19 protein-coding genes are annotated in these 17020 nt (G+C 69.1%); 9 read left to right on the top strand and 10 right to left on the bottom strand.

All coding sequences use genetic code 11. The features are described from left to right. Positions 1-162 precede the first annotated feature (162 nt). The 4 genes from ACZ5YD_RS08450 to ACZ5YD_RS08435 form a co-directional block, all read right to left on the bottom strand. Complete coding sequence (locus ACZ5YD_RS08450) at positions 163-993, bottom strand: amidohydrolase family protein (RefSeq protein ID WP_379742303.1); 831 nt, start codon at positions 991-993, stop codon at positions 163-165. 135 nt (positions 994-1128) lie between these two features. Then, positions 1129-2301, bottom strand: a complete 1173-nt coding sequence (gene ftsZ / locus ACZ5YD_RS08445) for a cell division protein FtsZ (protein ID WP_379742300.1) — start codon at positions 2299-2301, stop codon at positions 1129-1131. 2 nt (positions 2302-2303) lie between these two features. Further along, positions 2304-2486: a ribbon-helix-helix domain-containing protein gene (locus tag ACZ5YD_RS08440; protein WP_379742297.1), complete on the bottom strand. Its 183-nt coding sequence runs from the start codon at positions 2484-2486 to the stop codon at positions 2304-2306. A gap of 218 nt (positions 2487-2704) precedes the next feature. Then, the gene (locus ACZ5YD_RS08435) at positions 2705-3316 is read right to left on the bottom strand and encodes a double zinc ribbon domain-containing protein (protein ID WP_379742294.1); all 612 of its coding nucleotides are present in this window, start codon (positions 3314-3316) and stop codon (positions 2705-2707) included. A gap of 181 nt (positions 3317-3497) precedes the next feature. Between ACZ5YD_RS08435 and ACZ5YD_RS08430 the strand changes: the two genes are divergently transcribed. The 8 genes from ACZ5YD_RS08430 (at position 3498) to ACZ5YD_RS08395 (ending at position 9937) form a co-directional block, all read left to right on the top strand. Beyond that, a complete protein-coding gene (locus ACZ5YD_RS08430) occupies positions 3498-4103 on the top strand; it encodes a translation initiation factor IF-2 subunit beta (protein WP_379742291.1) in 606 nt (201 codons plus the stop codon). Between the two features lie 77 nt (positions 4104-4180). Continuing rightward, positions 4181-4801 carry an HAD family hydrolase gene (locus tag ACZ5YD_RS08425; RefSeq protein ID WP_379742288.1) on the top strand — a complete coding sequence of 207 codons (621 nt, stop codon included), beginning with the start codon at positions 4181-4183 and terminating at the stop codon, positions 4799-4801. Between the two features lie 37 nt (positions 4802-4838). Then, positions 4839-5870, top strand: coding sequence for a CobD/CbiB family cobalamin biosynthesis protein (locus ACZ5YD_RS08420; RefSeq protein WP_379743056.1), 1032 nt, complete (start codon positions 4839-4841; stop codon positions 5868-5870). After that, positions 5867-6697, top strand: coding sequence for an adenosylcobinamide-GDP ribazoletransferase (cobS, locus tag ACZ5YD_RS08415; protein ID WP_379742286.1), 831 nt, complete (start codon positions 5867-5869; stop codon positions 6695-6697). Before ACZ5YD_RS08420 ends, cobS begins: the two co-directional genes overlap by 4 nt. Beyond that, on the top strand, positions 6682-7497 hold the full coding sequence (locus tag ACZ5YD_RS08410; RefSeq protein WP_379742283.1) for an NTP transferase domain-containing protein: 816 nt from the start codon (positions 6682-6684) through the stop codon (positions 7495-7497). Before cobS ends, ACZ5YD_RS08410 begins: the two co-directional genes overlap by 16 nt. 86 nt (positions 7498-7583) lie before the next feature. Continuing rightward, a complete protein-coding gene (locus ACZ5YD_RS08405) occupies positions 7584-8597 on the top strand; it encodes a threonine-phosphate decarboxylase (protein WP_379742280.1) in 1014 nt (337 codons plus the stop codon). After that, entirely contained in the window at positions 8590-9414 is an 825-nt protein-coding gene (locus ACZ5YD_RS08400; RefSeq protein ID WP_379742277.1) for an adenosylcobinamide amidohydrolase, read from the top strand. Before ACZ5YD_RS08405 ends, ACZ5YD_RS08400 begins: the two co-directional genes overlap by 8 nt. 31 nt (positions 9415-9445) lie before the next feature. Next, on the top strand, positions 9446-9937 hold the full coding sequence (locus ACZ5YD_RS08395; RefSeq protein WP_379742274.1) for a hypothetical protein: 492 nt from the start codon (positions 9446-9448) through the stop codon (positions 9935-9937). 44 nt (positions 9938-9981) lie between these two features. Here the strand turns inward: ACZ5YD_RS08395 and ACZ5YD_RS08390 are convergent, their stop codons facing one another. From ACZ5YD_RS08390 to ACZ5YD_RS08380, 3 genes are all read right to left on the bottom strand, one after another. Beyond that, a complete protein-coding gene (locus tag ACZ5YD_RS08390; RefSeq protein ID WP_379742271.1) occupies positions 9982-10854 on the bottom strand; it encodes an MBL fold metallo-hydrolase in 873 nt (290 codons plus the stop codon). Positions 10855-10857: 3 nt separating this feature from the next. Further along, the gene (locus ACZ5YD_RS08385) at positions 10858-12705 is read right to left on the bottom strand and encodes a radical SAM protein (protein ID WP_379742268.1); all 1848 of its coding nucleotides are present in this window, start codon (positions 12703-12705) and stop codon (positions 10858-10860) included. Positions 12706-12846: 141 nt separating this feature from the next. Continuing rightward, positions 12847-13425, bottom strand: coding sequence for a mechanosensitive ion channel family protein (locus tag ACZ5YD_RS08380; RefSeq protein ID WP_379742264.1), 579 nt, complete (start codon positions 13423-13425; stop codon positions 12847-12849). A 278-nt stretch (positions 13426-13703) separates the two neighbouring features. Between ACZ5YD_RS08380 and ACZ5YD_RS08375 the strand changes: the two genes are divergently transcribed. Further along, positions 13704-15167 carry a hemolysin family protein gene (locus ACZ5YD_RS08375; RefSeq protein WP_379742262.1) on the top strand — a complete coding sequence of 488 codons (1464 nt, stop codon included), beginning with the start codon at positions 13704-13706 and terminating at the stop codon, positions 15165-15167. 6 nt (positions 15168-15173) lie between these two features. On the opposite strand, the gene ACZ5YD_RS08370 is transcribed toward ACZ5YD_RS08375, so the two are convergent. From ACZ5YD_RS08370 to ACZ5YD_RS08360, 3 genes are all read right to left on the bottom strand, one after another. Further along, positions 15174-15575, bottom strand: coding sequence for an Hsp20/alpha crystallin family protein (locus tag ACZ5YD_RS08370; protein ID WP_379742259.1), 402 nt, complete (start codon positions 15573-15575; stop codon positions 15174-15176). Position 15576: 1 nt separating this feature from the next. Continuing rightward, a complete protein-coding gene (locus ACZ5YD_RS08365; RefSeq protein ID WP_379742256.1) occupies positions 15577-15732 on the bottom strand; it encodes a DUF7559 family protein in 156 nt (51 codons plus the stop codon). A gap of 74 nt (positions 15733-15806) precedes the next feature. Continuing rightward, positions 15807-16886, bottom strand: a complete 1080-nt coding sequence (locus tag ACZ5YD_RS08360) for an aliphatic amidase (RefSeq protein WP_379742253.1) — start codon at positions 16884-16886, stop codon at positions 15807-15809. Between the last annotated feature and the right edge of the window lie 134 nt (positions 16887-17020).

Here is a 17020-nt window from a genome sequence, read left to right as displayed (position 1 = left end):
CAAAAACGAATCGGAAGGACGTGCAGGGTCGTGTGTGATCGATGGAGCTTGAACCAAATGTGATCCAAGAATACGGATCGGTAACCGTCGGGCAGGCAACCGCTGGATGGATCTCGGCCGGATCGACTTTGGCTCCGAATCCCGGTCCTCAGAATCCCGCTCTCAGAGATCCGCGCCCGCGGCCAGTCCCGGGATCACCCGCGAGGCGTTCTTCGTGAACGCGCGCCGCATGAGGTCCTCGGAGACGTCGAGGGTCAACACCTCCATCACGGCGACGTTCGGGTGGACGTCCGGGACGCCGCTGCCGAAGAGGACCCGGTCCGGGTGCTCGAGCAGTCCCGTCTCGAGCACGTCGCGAAAGCGGACCGCGCTCGTGTCGAGATACAGATCGTCGTACTCCTCGAGGAGGCCGAGCGTCTCGTGCATCAGTCCCGTCTCGAGGGGATAGCCGCCAAAGCTGCCCAGAACCACCGGGAACTCGTAGGCCAGCAGGGTCTCCTCGAGCCTGTCGGGCGGAAAGGCGGCCCCGCCGTCGACCAACACCGGCTGGCCGGCGCGTTCGAGCTGGTCGAGGACGTCCGCCTCCGGGATCCCGTCGTAGGCCGGCTCCATCCTGAAGCCGTGAAACCGGTCGTCGTAGGCGTACTGCTCGACGTCGTCCGGCCGGGTGTGATGGTCCGCCCGCTCGGTTCGGAGGTTCCGAACCCGGTCGATCGGGGTTCCCCCCGCCTCGCGGGGACCGTTGAGCCGGGCGAACGCGAGGAACGGCCGGTCGACGCTCAATCGCGCGACCGCGTTGTTCACCCGGAGGTAGCTCTCTCCCGGCGGTCGCCGTCCCGGCGAGACGATCGCGCGAACCACGCCCGCCTGGTGCATCTCCCGTTCGAGCCGCTCGGGCGTGATGTCGCGACCGTGGGTGATCACGGACTCCTCGTCGGGGTCCAACTGCGCGTGGACGTCGACGATCCGGAACCCGTGTTCCAACCCCAGCATCGTCCGTACATCCGGCTCCGAGTACCTGTGTCTGTCGGTCGTCCTACGGAACTGCAAAAAACGCGGTGGATCGGGCGGCGCGACCTCGCGCGTGTCGTTTCGAACGGAACGGACCGGCGGACGGCGTCGATCCGGTTATCGGATGACGTCGAGCCCGTTGTGCTGTTCCGTGGGCTCGGTGCCGCCGTCCGACTCCCAGCTGGCGGCGTCGGCGCTGCCGCCCGTGGGATCGGCCGGCTCGCTGCCGTTGATGCTCGCGCGCGACCGGTCAGCCTGCTTTTGGGTCGACGGACCGAGCACCTGGGCGCTCTGGACCCCCGTCATGATCGCCATGACGCGGACCTTGCCCTTGTACTCCTCCTGGATGCGGGCGCCCCAGATCACGTTGGCGCTCGCCTCCAGCCGCTCGGTGATGTTGTCCGCGATCCCCTCTGCCTCCTTCAAGGTCAGGTCGGGACCGCCCGTGATGTGCACCAGCCCGCCCGAGGCGCCGCGGTAGTCGACGTCCAAAAGCGGGTGGTTCATCGCGTCGCTCACGACCTCCTGGGTCTTGTTTTTGTCCTGGGTCTCGCCGACGAGCATCACCGCGACGCCGCCCTGGTTCATGATCGTGGACATGTCCGCGTAGTCCAGGTTGATCAGGGACGGCTGGGTGATCGTCTCGGAGATCCCCTTGACCGTCTCGGCGATGATCTGGTCCATCACCGAGAAGGCCTTCCCGATCGGCAGGTTCGGCACGTAATCGAGGAGGCGGTTGTTGTCGAGCACGATGATCGAGTCGGCCTCGTTGCGCAGCTCCTCGAGGCCCTCCTCGGCTTTCACCGTGCGGGCGCGCTCGACGTTGAACGGCGTCGAGACCATCCCGACGACGATCGCGCCCTGCTCTTTGGCGATCTTCGAGACCACCGGTGCGGCTCCGGTACCGGTCCCGCCGCCCATGCCCGCGGTGACGAAGACGAGGTCCGCGTCGCCGAGGACCTCCTTTATCGTCCCCTGGGCCATCTCGGTCGCGCGCTCGCCCATCTTGGGGTCGCCGCCCGCGCCGAGCCCGGAGGTCAGCGACTTGCCGACGAGGATCTTCGTGTCGGCCTCGATCATCTTCAGGTGCTGTTTGTCGGTGTTGATGGCGACGGTGTCGGCGCCGTCGACGCCGATGTTGTACAGCCGGTTTATCGTGTTGTTGCCGGCTCCTCCCGCGCCGACGATGACGATCCGTGGATCGCCGAAGTCGTCGTCGTCCATCCCCTCGTCCATCTCGCGCTTTTCGGCTTCCGCGTTCTCGAGTGCGTCCTGAACGATGTCCTGCATCGTTACACCTTCGCCCAGGTGCGCTCGGCGCGCCGACGGGTCTCGTGTTCGCCGTCCTGTTCGTTCAACATCTCACGGACGGCCGACCGGATCGCCTCGCTCCGGTTCGGGAACTCGCCCGTTTCGACCATCTGTTCGACCTCCTCGATCTGCTGTTTCGGGATTCGTAGTGTCACACGCTCCATGGTCATTCCCCCGGTAAGACGGTGATATCGCGTCCGGTGCGTGTCCTACGGACGAAAACCGCCCGCCGGCGACCGAATCGCCGACGTGGCGATCGTCTGTAAGACGACCGTCTTACGCGGATGAACCCTCATGGGCAGAATACTTAAAACTACCGGCGGGTGTAAGACAAAACTGCTGAACCGACGTATACGATGTGCGAACCCCCGTTTACGTGGGTTTAGGGTGTATCGAGGACGTCCGCAGCCGGGGTTCTCCGGCCGCATCCGGGACAGAACGACCAGTCAGATCGGATCTCGTCGCCGCACTCACAGAACACGCGGTGGGATCTCTTTTCCCCACAATTCGGGCAGTAAACGTGGTCTTCCGGCATGTTCTCGCCACAGCTTCCGCACGTTTTACGGTCCGTTTGCGCGCGTTCGGTGGCGTTTTCGGCACGCGTCTTACGCTCAGGGTCCTGGTCGGTCGGAGCGGGCTCCTCCTCGTCGACCGCGTCGGACCGGTCGACGGAAACCCCGTCGAGTGTAACGTTTACGTTGATATCCCGCCCCGATTCGGGCGTATACGCGCCGTGGGGTTCGAGACGGCCGGATCGATCGGGACCCAACCGCTCGTCCAGGGCCGCGTCCAGCCGCTCCGCGATCAGATCGTCGACACGTTCCGCGATCGCGTCGTCGACGTCGGACGCGGATCCGGACTCCTGCGGATCGGCGTCCTCCGCCTCCTCGAGGAAGGTGCGGAGCGCCTTCCGCATGACCTCGCTTTTGGAGGCGTCGTACTCCTCCAGGCGATCGACGAGGTCGTCGTCGGCGCGGAACGTGATCTTGCTCATGGTCCGTCTCCCGATATTGACGGTACGTATAAGTATCTTCCTCCGTGTCGGACGGTCGTCGGTCACTCGTGATCACGCTCGTCCGACGCGCCCCTCCCGTGTTCGTCTCGCGACTCGGAGAGGGTTTCCGTGTCGTCTCACGACCCGGAAGCGATTTCCGTCTCTGTCGTCTCATCGCCGTATGGACTACCAGGCCAGTCTCGACCGCGCGATCGACGCGCTCCCGGATCTGGGCGGCGACGACGAGCGCCTCCGCGTTCCGGACCCGACCGCCCAGAAGGACGGCGCGTTCACCCGACTCACGAACCTCTCCGCCATCGCCGACGCGCTCTCGCGTGACCCGGAACACGTCCACTCGAACATCCAGCGCGAGCTCGGTACCGCCGGGCAGTACGAAAACGGGGTCGCACGGTACAACGGCAACTTCCGCACCGACGACTTCCAGGAGGCGATCGACGCCTACGTCGCCTCCTACGTGACCTGTTCCGAGTGTGGTCTCCCCGACACGCGACTCGTGACCGAGGACCGCACGCCGATGCTTCGGTGTGAGGCGTGCGGCGCGTTCCGTCCGGTCGCGAAGCAAACGACCACGAGCCGGACGCGCGCCGAGGCGGTCGAGGAGGGAACCACCTACGAGGTCGAGATCGTCGGCACCGGTCGCAAGGGCGACGGCGTCGCGGAGCGCGGCGAGTACACGATCTTCGTGCCCGGCGCCTCCGAGGGCGAGACCGTTCGCGCGTACATCGAGAACGTCTCCGGCACCCTCGCGTTCGCCCGGCAGGTCTGATCGGTCGCCGGTTCGACGGTCCTCCCGTCCCCCCGATCGACAGGTTCAATCCCGGCACGCTCCTACGGCTTTTCAACGTGGCAGTCACCTTCGATCTGTTCGGCACGCTCGTCGACATCGAGTATCCGACCGACCCCGCCGAGGCCGTCGCCCGCGAACTCGAGGCCCGAGACGTCACGGTTCCGGACGACTGGCACGTCGCCTACGGCGAGGTCCACGTCGACGCCCCCGAGGGTGCCGCCGTTCCCCTGCCCGCTCACGTCGGCCGCGCGCTCGCCTCGCGCGGCGTCGACGTCTCCGACAACGCCGCCCGCCACGCGGTCGTCTCCGCATTCGACCCCGACGTGACGGTTCGGGAGGGCGCCCGTGATGCGATCGCCGCTGCCAACGACCGCGGCCCGGTCGGGATCCTCTCCAACTGCTCGGTCCCCGAACTCGTCCCCCGAACGCTCGTTCGGGCCGGCCTCCGCGGCGAGTTCGACGCGGTGACCACGAGCATCGGCTGCGGCTGGCGGAAGCCCCACCCGAAGGCGTTCGAGGCCGCCGCGGCCGCCCTCGGCGTCGACGTCGAGGACCTCATCCACGTCGGCGACGACCCCAGCGAGGACGGCGGGATCGCCGATCTCGGCGGTCGCTTCCTCGACGTCACGGAGACGCCCCTCTCCGAGCTCTCGACGCGACTGGAGGCCAGGCGGTGACCGCCCGGTGACTGGGTCGGCCGCCCTCGCGGTGGTGATGGCGGCCGTCCTCGATCGCGCGTTCGCCGAGCTCCCCGGTCGTCTCCACCCGGTCGCCCGTCTCGGCGCCGTCGTCGAGCGCCTCGATCGGATCCTCTCGGACTCACGGGCGGCGGGCATCGTCCTCGCCGTCTCGATCCCGATCGGGTTCGGCGGCCTCGCCGCCGCGACCGTCCTCCTCGGCGGGGCCGTCCTTGACGTCTGGACCGTTTTCGAAGTCGGGATCGTTTCGGGGTCGCTCGCTCGAGCCGGTTCGGGACTGCTCGGCCGTTTGGACGGCGTACTCGTGGCCGCGCTCGCCGCAGTCGTGCTGTTCTCGTGCTCCAGCCATCGTCTCTTGATCGCGATCGCCGGCCGTGTCGTCGAACGAACGGAGACCGATCTCTCCCGCGCCCGCGAGGACCTCCGTGCGCTCGCGGGTCGCGACGCGACCGATCTCTCCGCGGGCGAGGTCCGCTCCGCGGCCGTCGAGAGCGCGGCGGAGAACCTCGCGGACGGGCTGATCGCCCCTCTCCTCGGGTTCGTCACCGGGGCGGCGATCGCCTCGGCGGCCGGTCGGCCCGACCTCGCGTTGTCGGTCGCCGCCGGCGCGGCGGCGTGGGTGAAGGGCGTCAACACCCTCGACTCGATGGTCGGCTACCCCACGCGCCGGATCGGGTGGGCTCCGGCGCGGCTCGACGACCTCGTGATGTGGATCCCCGCGCGCGTCTCCGCCGCGCTCGTCGCGCTCGCGGCCGGTCGGCCGGCGACGCTTTTCGCCGCCCGCCGATTCGCCGCCGTCCCCGAATCGCCGAACTCCGGCTGGCCGATGGCGACGGCCGCGCTCGCGTTGGACCGCCGGCTCGAGAAGCCGGGTGCCTACGCGTTGAACCCCGAGAGGGACCTCCCGGACGCCGCCACCGCGGCGGTCGGAGTCCGGATCGTCGACCGGGCGGGGTGGCTCGGGATCGCGCTCGCCACGATCGCGGCGGGCGTCGTCGATCTCTCGGTCGTCGGGTCGATGTCGATGCAGGGGGTCCTCGTCGTATGACGGAGTCCGACGACTTCGACAGCTCCGACGGCGGCGGAGCGAGCGCCGTTCACGCTGTTCGCGGTGCCGTCGCGTTTCTCACCCGGATCCCGGTCCCCGGCCGTTCCGAGGCGGATTTCGGGGCCTTCCGGCGGTCCCCGTGGACGATGCCGGTCGTCGGCGCGCTCGTCGGCGCCGTCGCGGGGGCCGGATTTCTCCTCCCGTTCCCTTGGCCGACCGTCGCGGCGATCTACCTGCTCGCCATCTACCTGTCGACCGGCGTCACACACGCCGACGGGCTGGCCGACCTGGGCGACGCGATCGCGGCCCACGATCCGGAGCGTCGACGCGAGGCGCTTCGGGACGCCGGCGTCGGAGTCGGCGGAGCGCTCGCGCTCGTCGTCACCCTGTTCGTCCTCGCGCTCGGGGCCGTCGGGCTGGCCTCGCCGCCGTCGATGCGTCCCCTCGACGCCGCCCGGATCGTCCTCGCCGCCGAGGTCGGCGCCAAGCTCGGAATGGCGCTGCTCGTCGCCCTCGGAACCGCGGCCCACGAGGGACTCGGATCGCAACTGGTCGACGTCTCCGACGCTCGAGCCCTGATTCCCGCGGCCCTCCTCGCGTCTCCCGTAGTCCTCGGTCCCTCGTTTCAGGTCGCGACCGGCCTCCCGCTCGGCGTTCACATCCCCGCGCTCGCCGCGCTGCTCGCGGGGCCCGCGGTCGCGGTCGTGCTCCTCGTTCGCACCCGGTCGTGGCTCGGCGGCGTCAGCGGCGACGTGATCGGGGCCGCGAACGAACTCGGCCGGGCGCTCGCGCTACACGCGGGGGTGATCGCGTGGGCGATCGCGTGACCCCCGATCCGTCGTCCTCGACCGTGCCGCCTCCGGCGTCCTCACGGATTCCCGCCGTCCTGCTCTGTGGCGGTCGGGGGACGCGCCTCCTCGACGCGTGCGAGGACGAAGCCGAGGGGACGATCGACGTCGAGTACGACGAGAAGCCGCTCGTGACGGTCGGGGAGCGACCGATGGTCGACCGCGTCCTCTCTGCCCTGATCGAGGCGGACTCGATCGGTTCGGTTCACGCGGTCGCCTCCCCGCACGCGCCGGAGACGATCGAACACCTCGAGGCGGTCGGACGTGACGATGTGACCGACCGACCCGAGGCGGTCGGACGTGCCGAGGGGATCGATCTCGTCGTCCACGAGGGTACCGGCGAGGGGTACGTCGCGGATCTTCGAGCCGCGATCGAGACGGTCGGAACGCCCGCACTCACAGTCGTCGCCGACCTCCCGCTGCTTCGCGCGTCCCACGTGGACGCGACCGTCGAGCGGTTCTGGACCGGACCGGACGTAGCGACGTCCGGATCCGATCGTTCGGTGCCGCGCTCGCTCTCGGTTTGCGTTCCGGCCGGGACGAAACGACGTCTCGGCGTCAGCGTCGACGCCACGCTCGGCTCCGACGACCGAGGTCGGCCCCTCGCACCGACGGGGCTGAACGTCGTCGGCGACGACGGAGGTGACGACGACGGGAATGACGACGGTGACGATGGAGACCGCGACGAGCCCGGTCGTCGGTGGATTCGCGACGATCCGGCCCTCGCCGTGAACGTGAACCGTCCCGGCGACCTCGCCGTCGCACGCGATCGGATCTAAGCGGCGATCGATGACGCGGGTCCCCGACGCCGATCGACGTTGTGGGGAGCGGAACCTTTGTAGCCGATCGCGGCCCTCCGTACCGTATGGACCGCGACGCCCTCGCCGCCCTCGACCGCGTCCCCCACGGCGGGACGAGCGACCCCGCCGTGGTCGACTTCAGCGCGAACACGAACCCCGAGTCGCCCCCCGGCGTCACGCCGGTCTACGAGGCCGCCCTCTCCGTCTCGCGGCGGTACCCGTCGGACGGCTACACCGAGTTCCGAACCGCCGCCGCCGACGCCGTGGGGTGTGACGGCCCGGAGGTGATCCCGACCGCCGGCGCGCTCGCGGGGATCCGGCTCGTCTGTTCGATCGCGGTCTCCGAGGGCGACCGCGTGCTCCTCCCCGAGCCCTCCTTCGGCGAGTACGCACGCGAGGTCCGCCTGCAGGGTGGCAGTCCGGAGTTCGTCTCCCACGAGTCGATCCTCGAGGCCGATCCGGCGGAGTACGCGCTCGCGGTCGTCTGTCACCCGAACAACCCGACCGGCCAGGCGTATCCGGAGCCGGACCTGGAAGCGTTCGCGGCGCGGTGTCGGGGGGGAGACACGCCGCTCCTCGTCGACGAGGCGTTCCTCGATTTCACCGATCGGGAGAGCCTCGGTCCGGCACCGGGCGTCGTCGTCGCGCGATCGCTCACGAAGGTCTTCGGTCTCCCGGGGCTGCGTGCGGGGTTCCTCGTCGCGACCGGCGAGTGGCGCGAGGCGCTCGAGACGGCGCGGCCGTCCTGGGGGCTCTCCACGCCGGCCGCCGCCGTCGGCGCGCACTGTCTCGGTCGCGGGGCGTTCCTCGAACGCACCCGCCAGCGCGTCGCGAGCGAGCGCGAACGGATGGCCGACCGCCTCGCGACCCGCTTTCGAGTGTTCCCCTCCGACGCCCCGTTCCTGCTCCTCGAGGTCGACCCGGACGACGCGTCCGTCGACGCGTTGATCGACGACGCGCGCGAGGCCGGCTACGCGATCCGGGACGCTCGAACCTTCCGCACGCTCGATCGCCACGTTCGCGTCGCCGTGCGTCGGCCGACGGAGAACGACGGGCTCCTCGAGGCGCTCGATGTCTGATCGTTTCGGCTCCGACTCCGGCCCCGATTCCGGCTCCGGATCCGGTTCGTCACCACGTTCCGATCCGGTCCTCGAGGCGACCGTCTCCGACGGCGTCTGTCGGCTGGCGCGCCCGGACACGCGGTTCCTCTCGACCGGTTTCGACGGCGGGCAGGAAGTCGCCGACGCCGCCTACAACCTCACCGTTCCCGACGGGTTCGACGACCGGGACCTCGGATCCTACGTCGCCGAGCGACTCGACCGGGCCGGCTTCGGATCGGGTGCGGGCTCCGGCGCCGCCCCCGCGCTCCTCACCGGGGTCGACCAGGCGCACGCGCGACGTGCCCGTCTCGGCCCGGTCGCGGCCGTCGCCACCGCCGGCATTTCGAATCCCGCCGCGTTGCCGATCGCGGATCGCGATCCGAACGCGGATGTCGGCGGGGTGTCCCTCGACGAGCACCGCCACGACGGCACCGTCAACGTGATCGCCGTCACCACGCGGTCGCTCGCCTCCGGCGCGCTCGCGAACCTGCTCGCCGTCGTCGCCGAGGCCAAGGCCGCCACGCTGCTCGCGACGACCGGAGTTCCGGGGACGACTTCCGATGCGATCGTGGTCGGCGACGACCCCGACGGCGAGCACGCGCGGTTCTCCGGAAGCGCTACGCCGGTCGGACGGGCGGCGCGCGTCTGCGTGCGCGACGCGGTCGCGGCCTCGCTCCGATCTCGATACGCCGGGACCGCCGACTCGATCCCCTCGGACGTCGCGGACGCCGATCACGGCGTCGTGTCGAACGAGCGTGCGCGGGTGACGCCGGTCGACCGGGACGGGGATTTATGACGTCGAGGGGGTCAGATTCGTACCACAACCCATGATCCGCCGGTTCCTCGCCGCAAAGCCCCTCCAGGCCTGCAAGCTCGTCGCCGTCGTCTGTATCCTCGCCATCGCCACGCTCGGGTTCTTTCGGATCCTCCCCGGCCAACAGCTCCGCGTTCTCCTCCTCGTCGCCTTCCTCGGGCCCGTTCTCGCGCTCGTCGTCCTCGCCGAGGCGCTTGTCGCGGGGTATCGGACGCTCCGTTCCGAGGACGACTCGCCGACCGACCGGCTCGCCGCTCGTCCGGCGTACACGGTCGTTCGTGCAGTCGAGGTCGTCGTGCCCCTTCTGGCGGGCGGCGCGTTCGCGGTCCTGATCGCCACCCTCTCGGACGAGCCGATGTCCGGGCCGGGCGCCATCGGACTCCTGTTCGTCGGAGTCGGCCTCGGCCTCCTCGCGCTCGTTTCGATCCTCGTCCGCACGCTGGCCGAGTACGTCCTCCACCGGCGGAACCTCCCACGGCAGCGAACCGACGACGTCGCGAGTTGAGCACCGCGTCGCCGAGGCGAGTTCGATTCTCCTGGCCGGTCCGATCAGAGCCGATCGCGCCACGCCCCCTCGATCCGCCCATCCTTGAGGAGCTTCTCGAGGTGTGCGCGAACGGTCGCGCGGGCGAGGTCCTCGACGCCGATCAGGTCCCGATCGTAGGCCCCCTCGAGAACCGCATCGACGTCGCTCGCGCCCGCCTCGACGGCCTCGAGCACCGACCGCTCCCGGTCGAGTCGGCGGTCGATCAGCCGATCGAGGGTCGAGCGCGGATCCTGGATCGCCGGGCCGTGGCCCGGGTACAGGACCGTCGGGCCTCGATCCCTGATCCGACGGAGGCTCTCGAGATACGCTCGGAGGCCGCCGCCCTCCCGGCTGACGACGACGCTGCCCTCCGCGAGCGCCAGATCGCCGCAGAGGATCGCCTCCCCGCCGCGGGGAGCCCCCTCGTGTTCCGTCCCTTCGCCGACCGCAAACGCGAAGTGGTCGACGGCATGGCCCGGCGTCGCGATGGCGATCGCGTCGGCGCTCCCGATCGCATCGCCCTCCGTGAAGGTCGCGTCGGGCTCCGCCCCGGTCGCCTCCTCGAAGCGGTCCGCGAACGCCGACGGGGCCCACGTCGTCGCTTCCGCGGCGGCCGCGTACTCGGCGACCGCGCCGACGTGGTCGGGGTGGGCGTGGGTGACTGCGACGTGTTCGACGGACTCGGCGACTCGATCGAGGTCCGGGTGCCTGCCGGCCGGATCGACGAGAAGGTCGCCGAGGACGTACGCGTTCGTCGTCCCGCCGGGCGCTCGCGTCGAGGGCGTCCGGATCGGGACTCGGCGGATCGACGGACGTCCCGTTCGAGATCTCGTCGTAGGCGTCGACGTCGACGGTGACGTCCCCGTGGGATCCGCGTCCCGGTCCTCGTCCGACATCGATCAGTCGCTTCTTCCGGACGCCGGTTTGTGGATCCCCGCTCCTGCCGCTCCCGGAATCCGACCGCCGTCGCCTTCGTCGCCGTCGCCAGCCACGAAGTACCGCGAGAGGTCGATCGTCTCCACGGGGACCTCCGCGAGCGACTCGTAGGGGCGGCCGACGATCACGTCGCCGGCGGTACTTTGCGCGATGCCGGGGATCGCGGTCAGCTCGTCCATCGACGCCTCGTTGACGTCGAGGGGGTAGGGAACCCCGGTGACCGACCGGTACCCGTGGTCGACGATCGCGACGTCGATCGCACGTCCCAGTTCGCGCTCGCCAGGGATGCCGACGAGCAGCGCGTAGGTGCCGAGCTGGCGGCCGAAGGTGGTCCCGTCCTGGTGGTACTCGAGGTGGACGTCCGGGAGGACCGTTCCCGGCGGGACCACGCGGTCGAGCATCGGATTGTCGATCGTCTCGCGAACCTCCTCCTTGTAGCGTTTGAACTGGCGTTTGTGGTCCTCGGCGACGTCGGCTCCCGTCTCCGCCATCTCCGTGCCCGCGAACGCCATCACCTGCCGGATGTTGATCCGACGGAGCATCAGCCCCTCGTCGTAGACGCGCTGGAGGAACCGCCGGTTGTGCTCGAAGGTCTCCTCGCGTTCGCCCTGGAGCCCGTGAACGAGGTTGATCCCGGGAAGCAGCTTCGGGAGGCGCGGCGAGGCCTCGGGACCGGTCGAGGGGCCGAGGACGCGATCGTCGCCGCCGGGCGTCGCCTCGGGCGTGTCGCCGGGACGCCAGCCGCCCTCCTCGTTGACGACGCGGACGGCCTCCAGACACTCGTCGGCGGACACGAGGAGGTTGTTCTGCTCGCGCACGACCGGGTCCGCCGACTCGAGGCCGAAGGCCGCGGTGTCGCCCGGCGTGTTGTGTTCGGCGATGATCCGGATCGCCTCGCGGGACCGTTCGGGGTAGTCGACGATCGTCACCGGATTCATGTTGTCGAGGTGGAGGGTTTCCAGATCGGGCGCGACCTCGCGGATGCCGCCGTAGAGCCGGCGGAGCGCGTCCGGATTCGGCGCCTCGCCGTCGCCGCCGAACGCCAGGATGTCGGCCTGGCGGCCGAGCCTGAAGTGCCCCACGCCGCGCGAGGCGAGCGCCCCCACCTCGCCGACGACGCCCTCGACGTCGCGGAACGCCGGGTTGCCGTACAGCGGCTCGGTACAGAACGAACACCGGTAGGCGCACCCGCGGGAGGTCTCCAGCTCGCAGATGAGGTGGTCGGGGTGGTTCGGGTGCTGTTCGACCACGAACGCACCGAGGCGGGCCCAGCGGTCGACCTCGGGGTTCTCGCGCATCCGATTGCCGAAGCCCTCCAGCCCGTTCGCGACGAGGTCGTACGCGGCCGCCTCGACGTCGCCCTTCGCGACGAAGTCGTAGTCGAGGTCGTCCCGCTCGGTCTCCTGGGCGCCGGCGTTCTCCTCGCCGACCCCGAACCGGACCGGGCCGCCGAGCAGCGTGGTCCCCTCCGCGGTCCAGGCAAGTTCGCGGACCTCGTCGGGCTCCGCCGGGGTGCCGCCGACGTACTTTCCCGGGACGGTCATCCCGCCCACGTAGACGAACAGGTCGGCGTCGGCGACGTCCGCCCGCCTGTTCCGCTCCTCGCGGAGCTCGTCGATCGTGTGGTAGGTGATCGAAGACTGCGGCACGCCGGCGTCGACCAGCGCGCCGGCCGTGTACCGCGGGTAGGTGGAGATGTACGGCGGCACGCCGAAGTGCGCCGGCTCGTCGACGTACCCGTCGACGATGGTGACGGACAGGTCCGCGGGATCGGCGGGGGTCCCGCCGTCGACTGCGGCCGGATCGGTCATATTGGCGCGTCCTACTCGCCCGAGACGGTAAAACGGCGCGGATGCGGGTGCGGGTGCAGGTCCGCGACGATCGATCTCGGCCGGCGTCGGCGTCCTCCGACGATCGACTTCAGCCGGCGTCGGCTCCTTTGATGATGGTTTTCACCCGGCGTCGGCGTTCTCCCCACGCGATCGGTTCGTCCACTTCTTCTCGACGTCGCGATTCGCCAGCACGACGAGCTCCCCGTCGTCGGCCCTGATCCGGGTCTTTCGGAGGTCGATCTGCGTCACGGTCCCCGTAACCGAGGCCGTCTCCACGCGGTCGCCGGGCGTGAAGTCCGGGTCCTTGAGGAGGTAGACGCCGGCGACCGTGTCCGCGATCATCTCCTTCAACGCGAAGGCGACGCCCAGCCCGATGAACCCGCCGGCGGTTCCGAGGCTCGCGGCGACGTCGCCGAGGCCGACGATCTTCAACAGCGCGAGCGCCGCGCCGAACCATAAGAATAGCCCGACGACCGCCACGGAGAGGTCGACGATGAGTCGCTGCTCCTCGGGATAGATCCGGTCGAACGCGGTTCGCGTGGCGGCGAGCGCGAGCTTGATCACCACGAACGCCAGGATCAAGAAGACCACGCCGGCGATGACTTGCGGGATCGCCGCGATCACGTCCTCGAGGAACTCCGTGAGGATCCGATCGCCGATCGATCCGTCGATCTGCACCGGCATGTCGTGGCGTTCCATGGCGGACCGATTCCGGAGGCTTTCGGAAAGCCGTTGCGGTGGATTCGGGCCGCTCCGTCGATTAGCTTTCGACGCAACCGTCGGAAGAAACGGGTGTCCGTTGGTGCGATCGGACACTCCGCTCTCGGACAGTACCGTTTAGTGGCGACCGACTGAAGGGGACGTATGTTCGATCACGGACCGCCCCCGACCCGCCAGTCGAGCCGTCGAGGCCGCACCGCTCGATGGCCACGCCAGTCCGATGCACGCCGACGCAATAGTCACCGACCGGAGGACCGATGGTAGACGTCGCGCTCTCGGTCGGCCGGATCCTCGCGGCGCTCGTGCTCGTCGCGTTGAACGGCTTCTTCGTCGCCTCCGAGTTCGCGTACGTTCGGGTCCGCGCGACCGCCGTGGAGGAGGCCGTCGCGAAGGACAAAGCCGGCGCGGGACTGCTCCAGGAGGCGATGGACAGCCTCGACGATTACCTGGCCGTGACCCAACTCGGGATCACGATCGCCTCGCTCGGACTCGGGTGGATCGGCGAGCCCGCGGTCGCGGCGATCATCGAGCCCGTGCTCGGCGAATTTCTGCCCGCCAGCCTGGTCCACCTCGTCGCCTTCGCGATCGGATTCGGCGTGATCACGTTCCTCCACGTCGTCTTCGGCGAGCTCGCACCCAAGACGATCGCCATCGCCCAGGCCGAGCGGATCGCGCTGCTCGTCGCGGCGCCGATGCACCTCTTCTACTACCTGTTTTATCCCGGGATCGTGGTGTTCAACGGGACCGCCAACGCCTTCACGCGCCTGATCGGCGTTCCCCCCGCCTCCGAGACGGACGAGACGCTCACCGAGACGGAGCTTCGAATGGCGCTCTCGAACGCCGGAGACGAGGGTCACGTCGCCGCCGAGGAGGTCGAGATGATAGAGCGCGTCTTCCAGCTCGACGACGTCGTCGCCCGCGAGGTGATGGTTCCGCGTCCCGACGTGCGAACCGTTCCCGCCGACGCCTCGCTCGTCGACCTCCGATCGATCATCGTCGAGTCGGGCCACACCCGCTATCCCGTCGTGGACGCTGACGATCCCGACCAGGTCGTCGGCCTCGTCGACGCAAAGGACGTCGTGCGGGCGATCCAGCTCGTCGACGGCTCGCCGAACGGGACCGGAACCGAGTCCGCGGCCACCGCCGGCGACATCGCCCGCGACATCCACGTCGTCCCGGAGACGACCAACGTCGCGACGCTGCTTTCGGACCTCCAGGACCGACACGCGCAGATGGCGGCGGTCATCGACGAGTGGGGCGTCCTCGAGGGGATAGTCACGATCGAGGACATCGTGGAGGTCGTCGTCGGGGACATCCGCGACGAGTTCGACGTTCGCGGTCGCGAACCGGGGATCGACCGCCCCGAGGACGGCCCAGCGGTGGTCGACGGCGGGCTCGCGCTCTCGGCGCTCGACGACGAACTCGGAACCGACTTCGCGACCGACACGGTCGAGACCGTCGGCGGACTGGTCCTCTCGAGGCTCGGTCGACCCCCGGAGGTCGGCGACCGGGTGATCGTCGGCGAGCACGAACTGGAGGTCTCCGAGGTCGAGGGGATGCGCGTCTCGGCCGTGATCCTCAGGCCGGAGGCGAATTCGGATCCGGACGCGGGGGCCGGAACGAACTCGGAGGACGATTCGGATGTGGAGGGTGGATCGGCTACGAGGGGCGGGTCGAACGACGGCCCCGACGCGCGCGATTCGGAGTCAGCGGAGAAGTAGCTCCGACTATCCGCTCGCCGCGGCGTCGGTCTTTCGGATCTCCACCTCGAGGGTTCCGGCCCGGGTGACCGTCGCGTTCGCGCCGCGCGGCGTCACGCGGGCCTCCGGGGGGAGCGTGACGCTGCCGGCGAGCGTGCGTCCCCGTCCCGGAAAGACGAGGTCGAACCCGCTCCGGCGTTCCTGATCGACGGGGCGCCGGAGCGTGACCTCGATCGTTCGGTCGACGAACCGAACGTCGACGTCGTCCCCGTGGATCCCCGGCGCGTCGAAGACGACGAGGTAGGCGTCGTCGCTCTCCAGCAGGTCGTGATCGAGGGGGCGCCGTTCCTGGTACTTTCCCCAGCCGCGTCCGACGCGCTCGAGGACGCCCTTCACCGTCCGTCTGCCGGCGGAGAGGAACGCCGGCATCTCACACCTCGATGACGGAGAGGGCCCGGCCGCCGCAGTAGGGACACCGCAGGTCGTCGACCGAGTGGTCCTCCGGGACGTCGTAGGTGTAGTGGTTCTCGAACATGTCGAGCTCGCAGTCGGCGCTCTCGCATTTGACCTCCTTCGTCGCGGGCATGCTCCCGGATTGGGCCGCTGCGGGCTTAAGTTCCGTGGGGCTCGCCTTCGGGCTCGAGCGCGGCGACCGCTCCCTCAGTCGTCGCTCGGGACCTCGACCGACTCCGGCTCGGCGGACTCCGACGGCTCCTCCTCCTCGTCCGTCGTGAGCCCCTCGATCGGGGCGTCCGCGGTGCCGGTCGTCGACCTGGTGATCTCCTCGATCCGCTCCTCGGCGGCCTCCGGATCGGTCACCCAGTCCTCGTAGAACGAGAACGGGTTCGCGGACTCGCCGTCGCCGAGGCCGGCCGCCTCACTCGAGGTGTACCCGCGATGCAACAGCTTGTAGAGGTGGTTCTGGCTCTGCCAGTTCGCCCGGGCGTCGCGGATCGCCGGGACGGAAAGCTCCGCGTACTGCCAGACGTTCCCGTCGCTGCCGCACTCGCCGAGGACCCGGCCGTCGAAGCCGACGATGTTCGACTTCCCGAAGAAGGAGTAGACCTCGTCGTTGCCCGCGAGGTTCGCCACGGCGACGTAGGCGTTGTTCGACCACGCCGCGTGTCGCGCGACGATCTCCTGCTGCTCGGCCGCCGGATACATGTACCCCTGACAGCGGACGATCAGCTCCGCGCCCTTGTAGGCGCAGTCGCGCCAGATCTCCGGGTAGTTCCCGTCGTCACAGATGATGAGGCTGATCTTCAGCCCCTTCGGCCCCTCCGTGACGTAGGTCTCCTCGCCCGCGGTCCAGCCCTCGATCGGACACCACGGCAGGATCTTTCGGTACTTCTGTCTGATCTCCCCCTCGTCGTCGATCAGGATCAGGGTGTTGTACGGGTTCCGGTCGGGATGGTCCTCGTGTTTCTCGCCGGTGATCGAAAAGACCCCCCAGACGCCGTGTTCCTCGCAGGCCCGCGAGAAGATCTCCGTCTCGGGGCCCGGAACCTCGGTCGCCAGCTCCATCATCTGGTCCTCGTCGTAGGTGATCCCCTGCGTCGAGTACTCCGGGAAGATCACCAGATCGACGCCGGGCGCGCCGGTCGTGATCCCCTCGATCCGGTCGGCGATGGTCTCGCACTGTTCGAGCACTTCCTCCGTGGAGTCGGGACTCGGCGCCGCGGTCTGGTGAACTGCCACGCCGACGGTGTCGCTCGAGGAGGAAACGTCTCCGTGTCTCATCGTATCACGATCGCATCGTTCGTCCACTCCGGTATAATTGTTCCGTGGGTATTGGATAGAATACTTGGAATTCTTGTGTGTTCTTCAATCTGTATAAGGAAACAGTTTATTTATATATGCTATATCCCGATACA

The sequence above is a fragment of the Halopenitus salinus genome (assembly GCF_055397165.1).
This window is presented reverse-complemented; position numbering and strand designations above follow the sequence as displayed.

What these genes read in the sequence shown, in the direction of transcription:
- ACZ5YD_RS08375 (WP_379742262.1), top strand. Translation starts at nt 13,704, where the DNA reads ATGGTAGACGTCGCGCTCTCGGTCGGCCGGATCCTCGCGGCGCTCGTG.
- ACZ5YD_RS08360 (WP_379742253.1), bottom strand. Translation starts at nt 16,886, where the DNA reads ATGAGACACGGAGACGTTTCCTCCTCGAGCGACACCGTCGGCGTGGCA.
- ACZ5YD_RS08365 (WP_379742256.1), bottom strand. Translation starts at nt 15,732, where the DNA reads ATGCCCGCGACGAAGGAGGTCAAATGCGAGAGCGCCGACTGCGAGCTC.
- ACZ5YD_RS08440 (WP_379742297.1), bottom strand. Translation starts at nt 2,486, where the DNA reads ATGGAGCGTGTGACACTACGAATCCCGAAACAGCAGATCGAGGAGGTC.
- ACZ5YD_RS08400 (WP_379742277.1), top strand. Translation starts at nt 8,590, where the DNA reads ATGTCTGATCGTTTCGGCTCCGACTCCGGCCCCGATTCCGGCTCCGGA.
- ftsZ (WP_379742300.1), bottom strand. Translation starts at nt 2,301, where the DNA reads ATGCAGGACATCGTTCAGGACGCACTCGAGAACGCGGAAGCCGAAAAG.
- ACZ5YD_RS08385 (WP_379742268.1), bottom strand. Translation starts at nt 12,705, where the DNA reads ATGACCGATCCGGCCGCAGTCGACGGCGGGACCCCCGCCGATCCCGCG.
- ACZ5YD_RS08395 (WP_379742274.1), top strand. Translation starts at nt 9,446, where the DNA reads ATGATCCGCCGGTTCCTCGCCGCAAAGCCCCTCCAGGCCTGCAAGCTC.
- cobS (WP_379742286.1), top strand. Translation starts at nt 5,867, where the DNA reads ATGACGGAGTCCGACGACTTCGACAGCTCCGACGGCGGCGGAGCGAGC.
- ACZ5YD_RS08370 (WP_379742259.1), bottom strand. Translation starts at nt 15,575, where the DNA reads ATGCCGGCGTTCCTCTCCGCCGGCAGACGGACGGTGAAGGGCGTCCTC.
- ACZ5YD_RS08430 (WP_379742291.1), top strand. Translation starts at nt 3,498, where the DNA reads ATGGACTACCAGGCCAGTCTCGACCGCGCGATCGACGCGCTCCCGGAT.
- ACZ5YD_RS08380 (WP_379742264.1), bottom strand. Translation starts at nt 13,425, where the DNA reads ATGGAACGCCACGACATGCCGGTGCAGATCGACGGATCGATCGGCGAT.
- ACZ5YD_RS08405 (WP_379742280.1), top strand. Translation starts at nt 7,584, where the DNA reads ATGGACCGCGACGCCCTCGCCGCCCTCGACCGCGTCCCCCACGGCGGG.
- ACZ5YD_RS08420 (WP_379743056.1), top strand. Translation starts at nt 4,839, where the DNA reads ATGGCGGCCGTCCTCGATCGCGCGTTCGCCGAGCTCCCCGGTCGTCTC.
- ACZ5YD_RS08435 (WP_379742294.1), bottom strand. Translation starts at nt 3,316, where the DNA reads ATGAGCAAGATCACGTTCCGCGCCGACGACGACCTCGTCGATCGCCTG.
- ACZ5YD_RS08390 (WP_379742271.1), bottom strand. Translation starts at nt 10,854, where the DNA reads ATGTCGGACGAGGACCGGGACGCGGATCCCACGGGGACGTCACCGTCG.
- ACZ5YD_RS08450 (WP_379742303.1), bottom strand. Translation starts at nt 993, where the DNA reads ATGCTGGGGTTGGAACACGGGTTCCGGATCGTCGACGTCCACGCGCAG.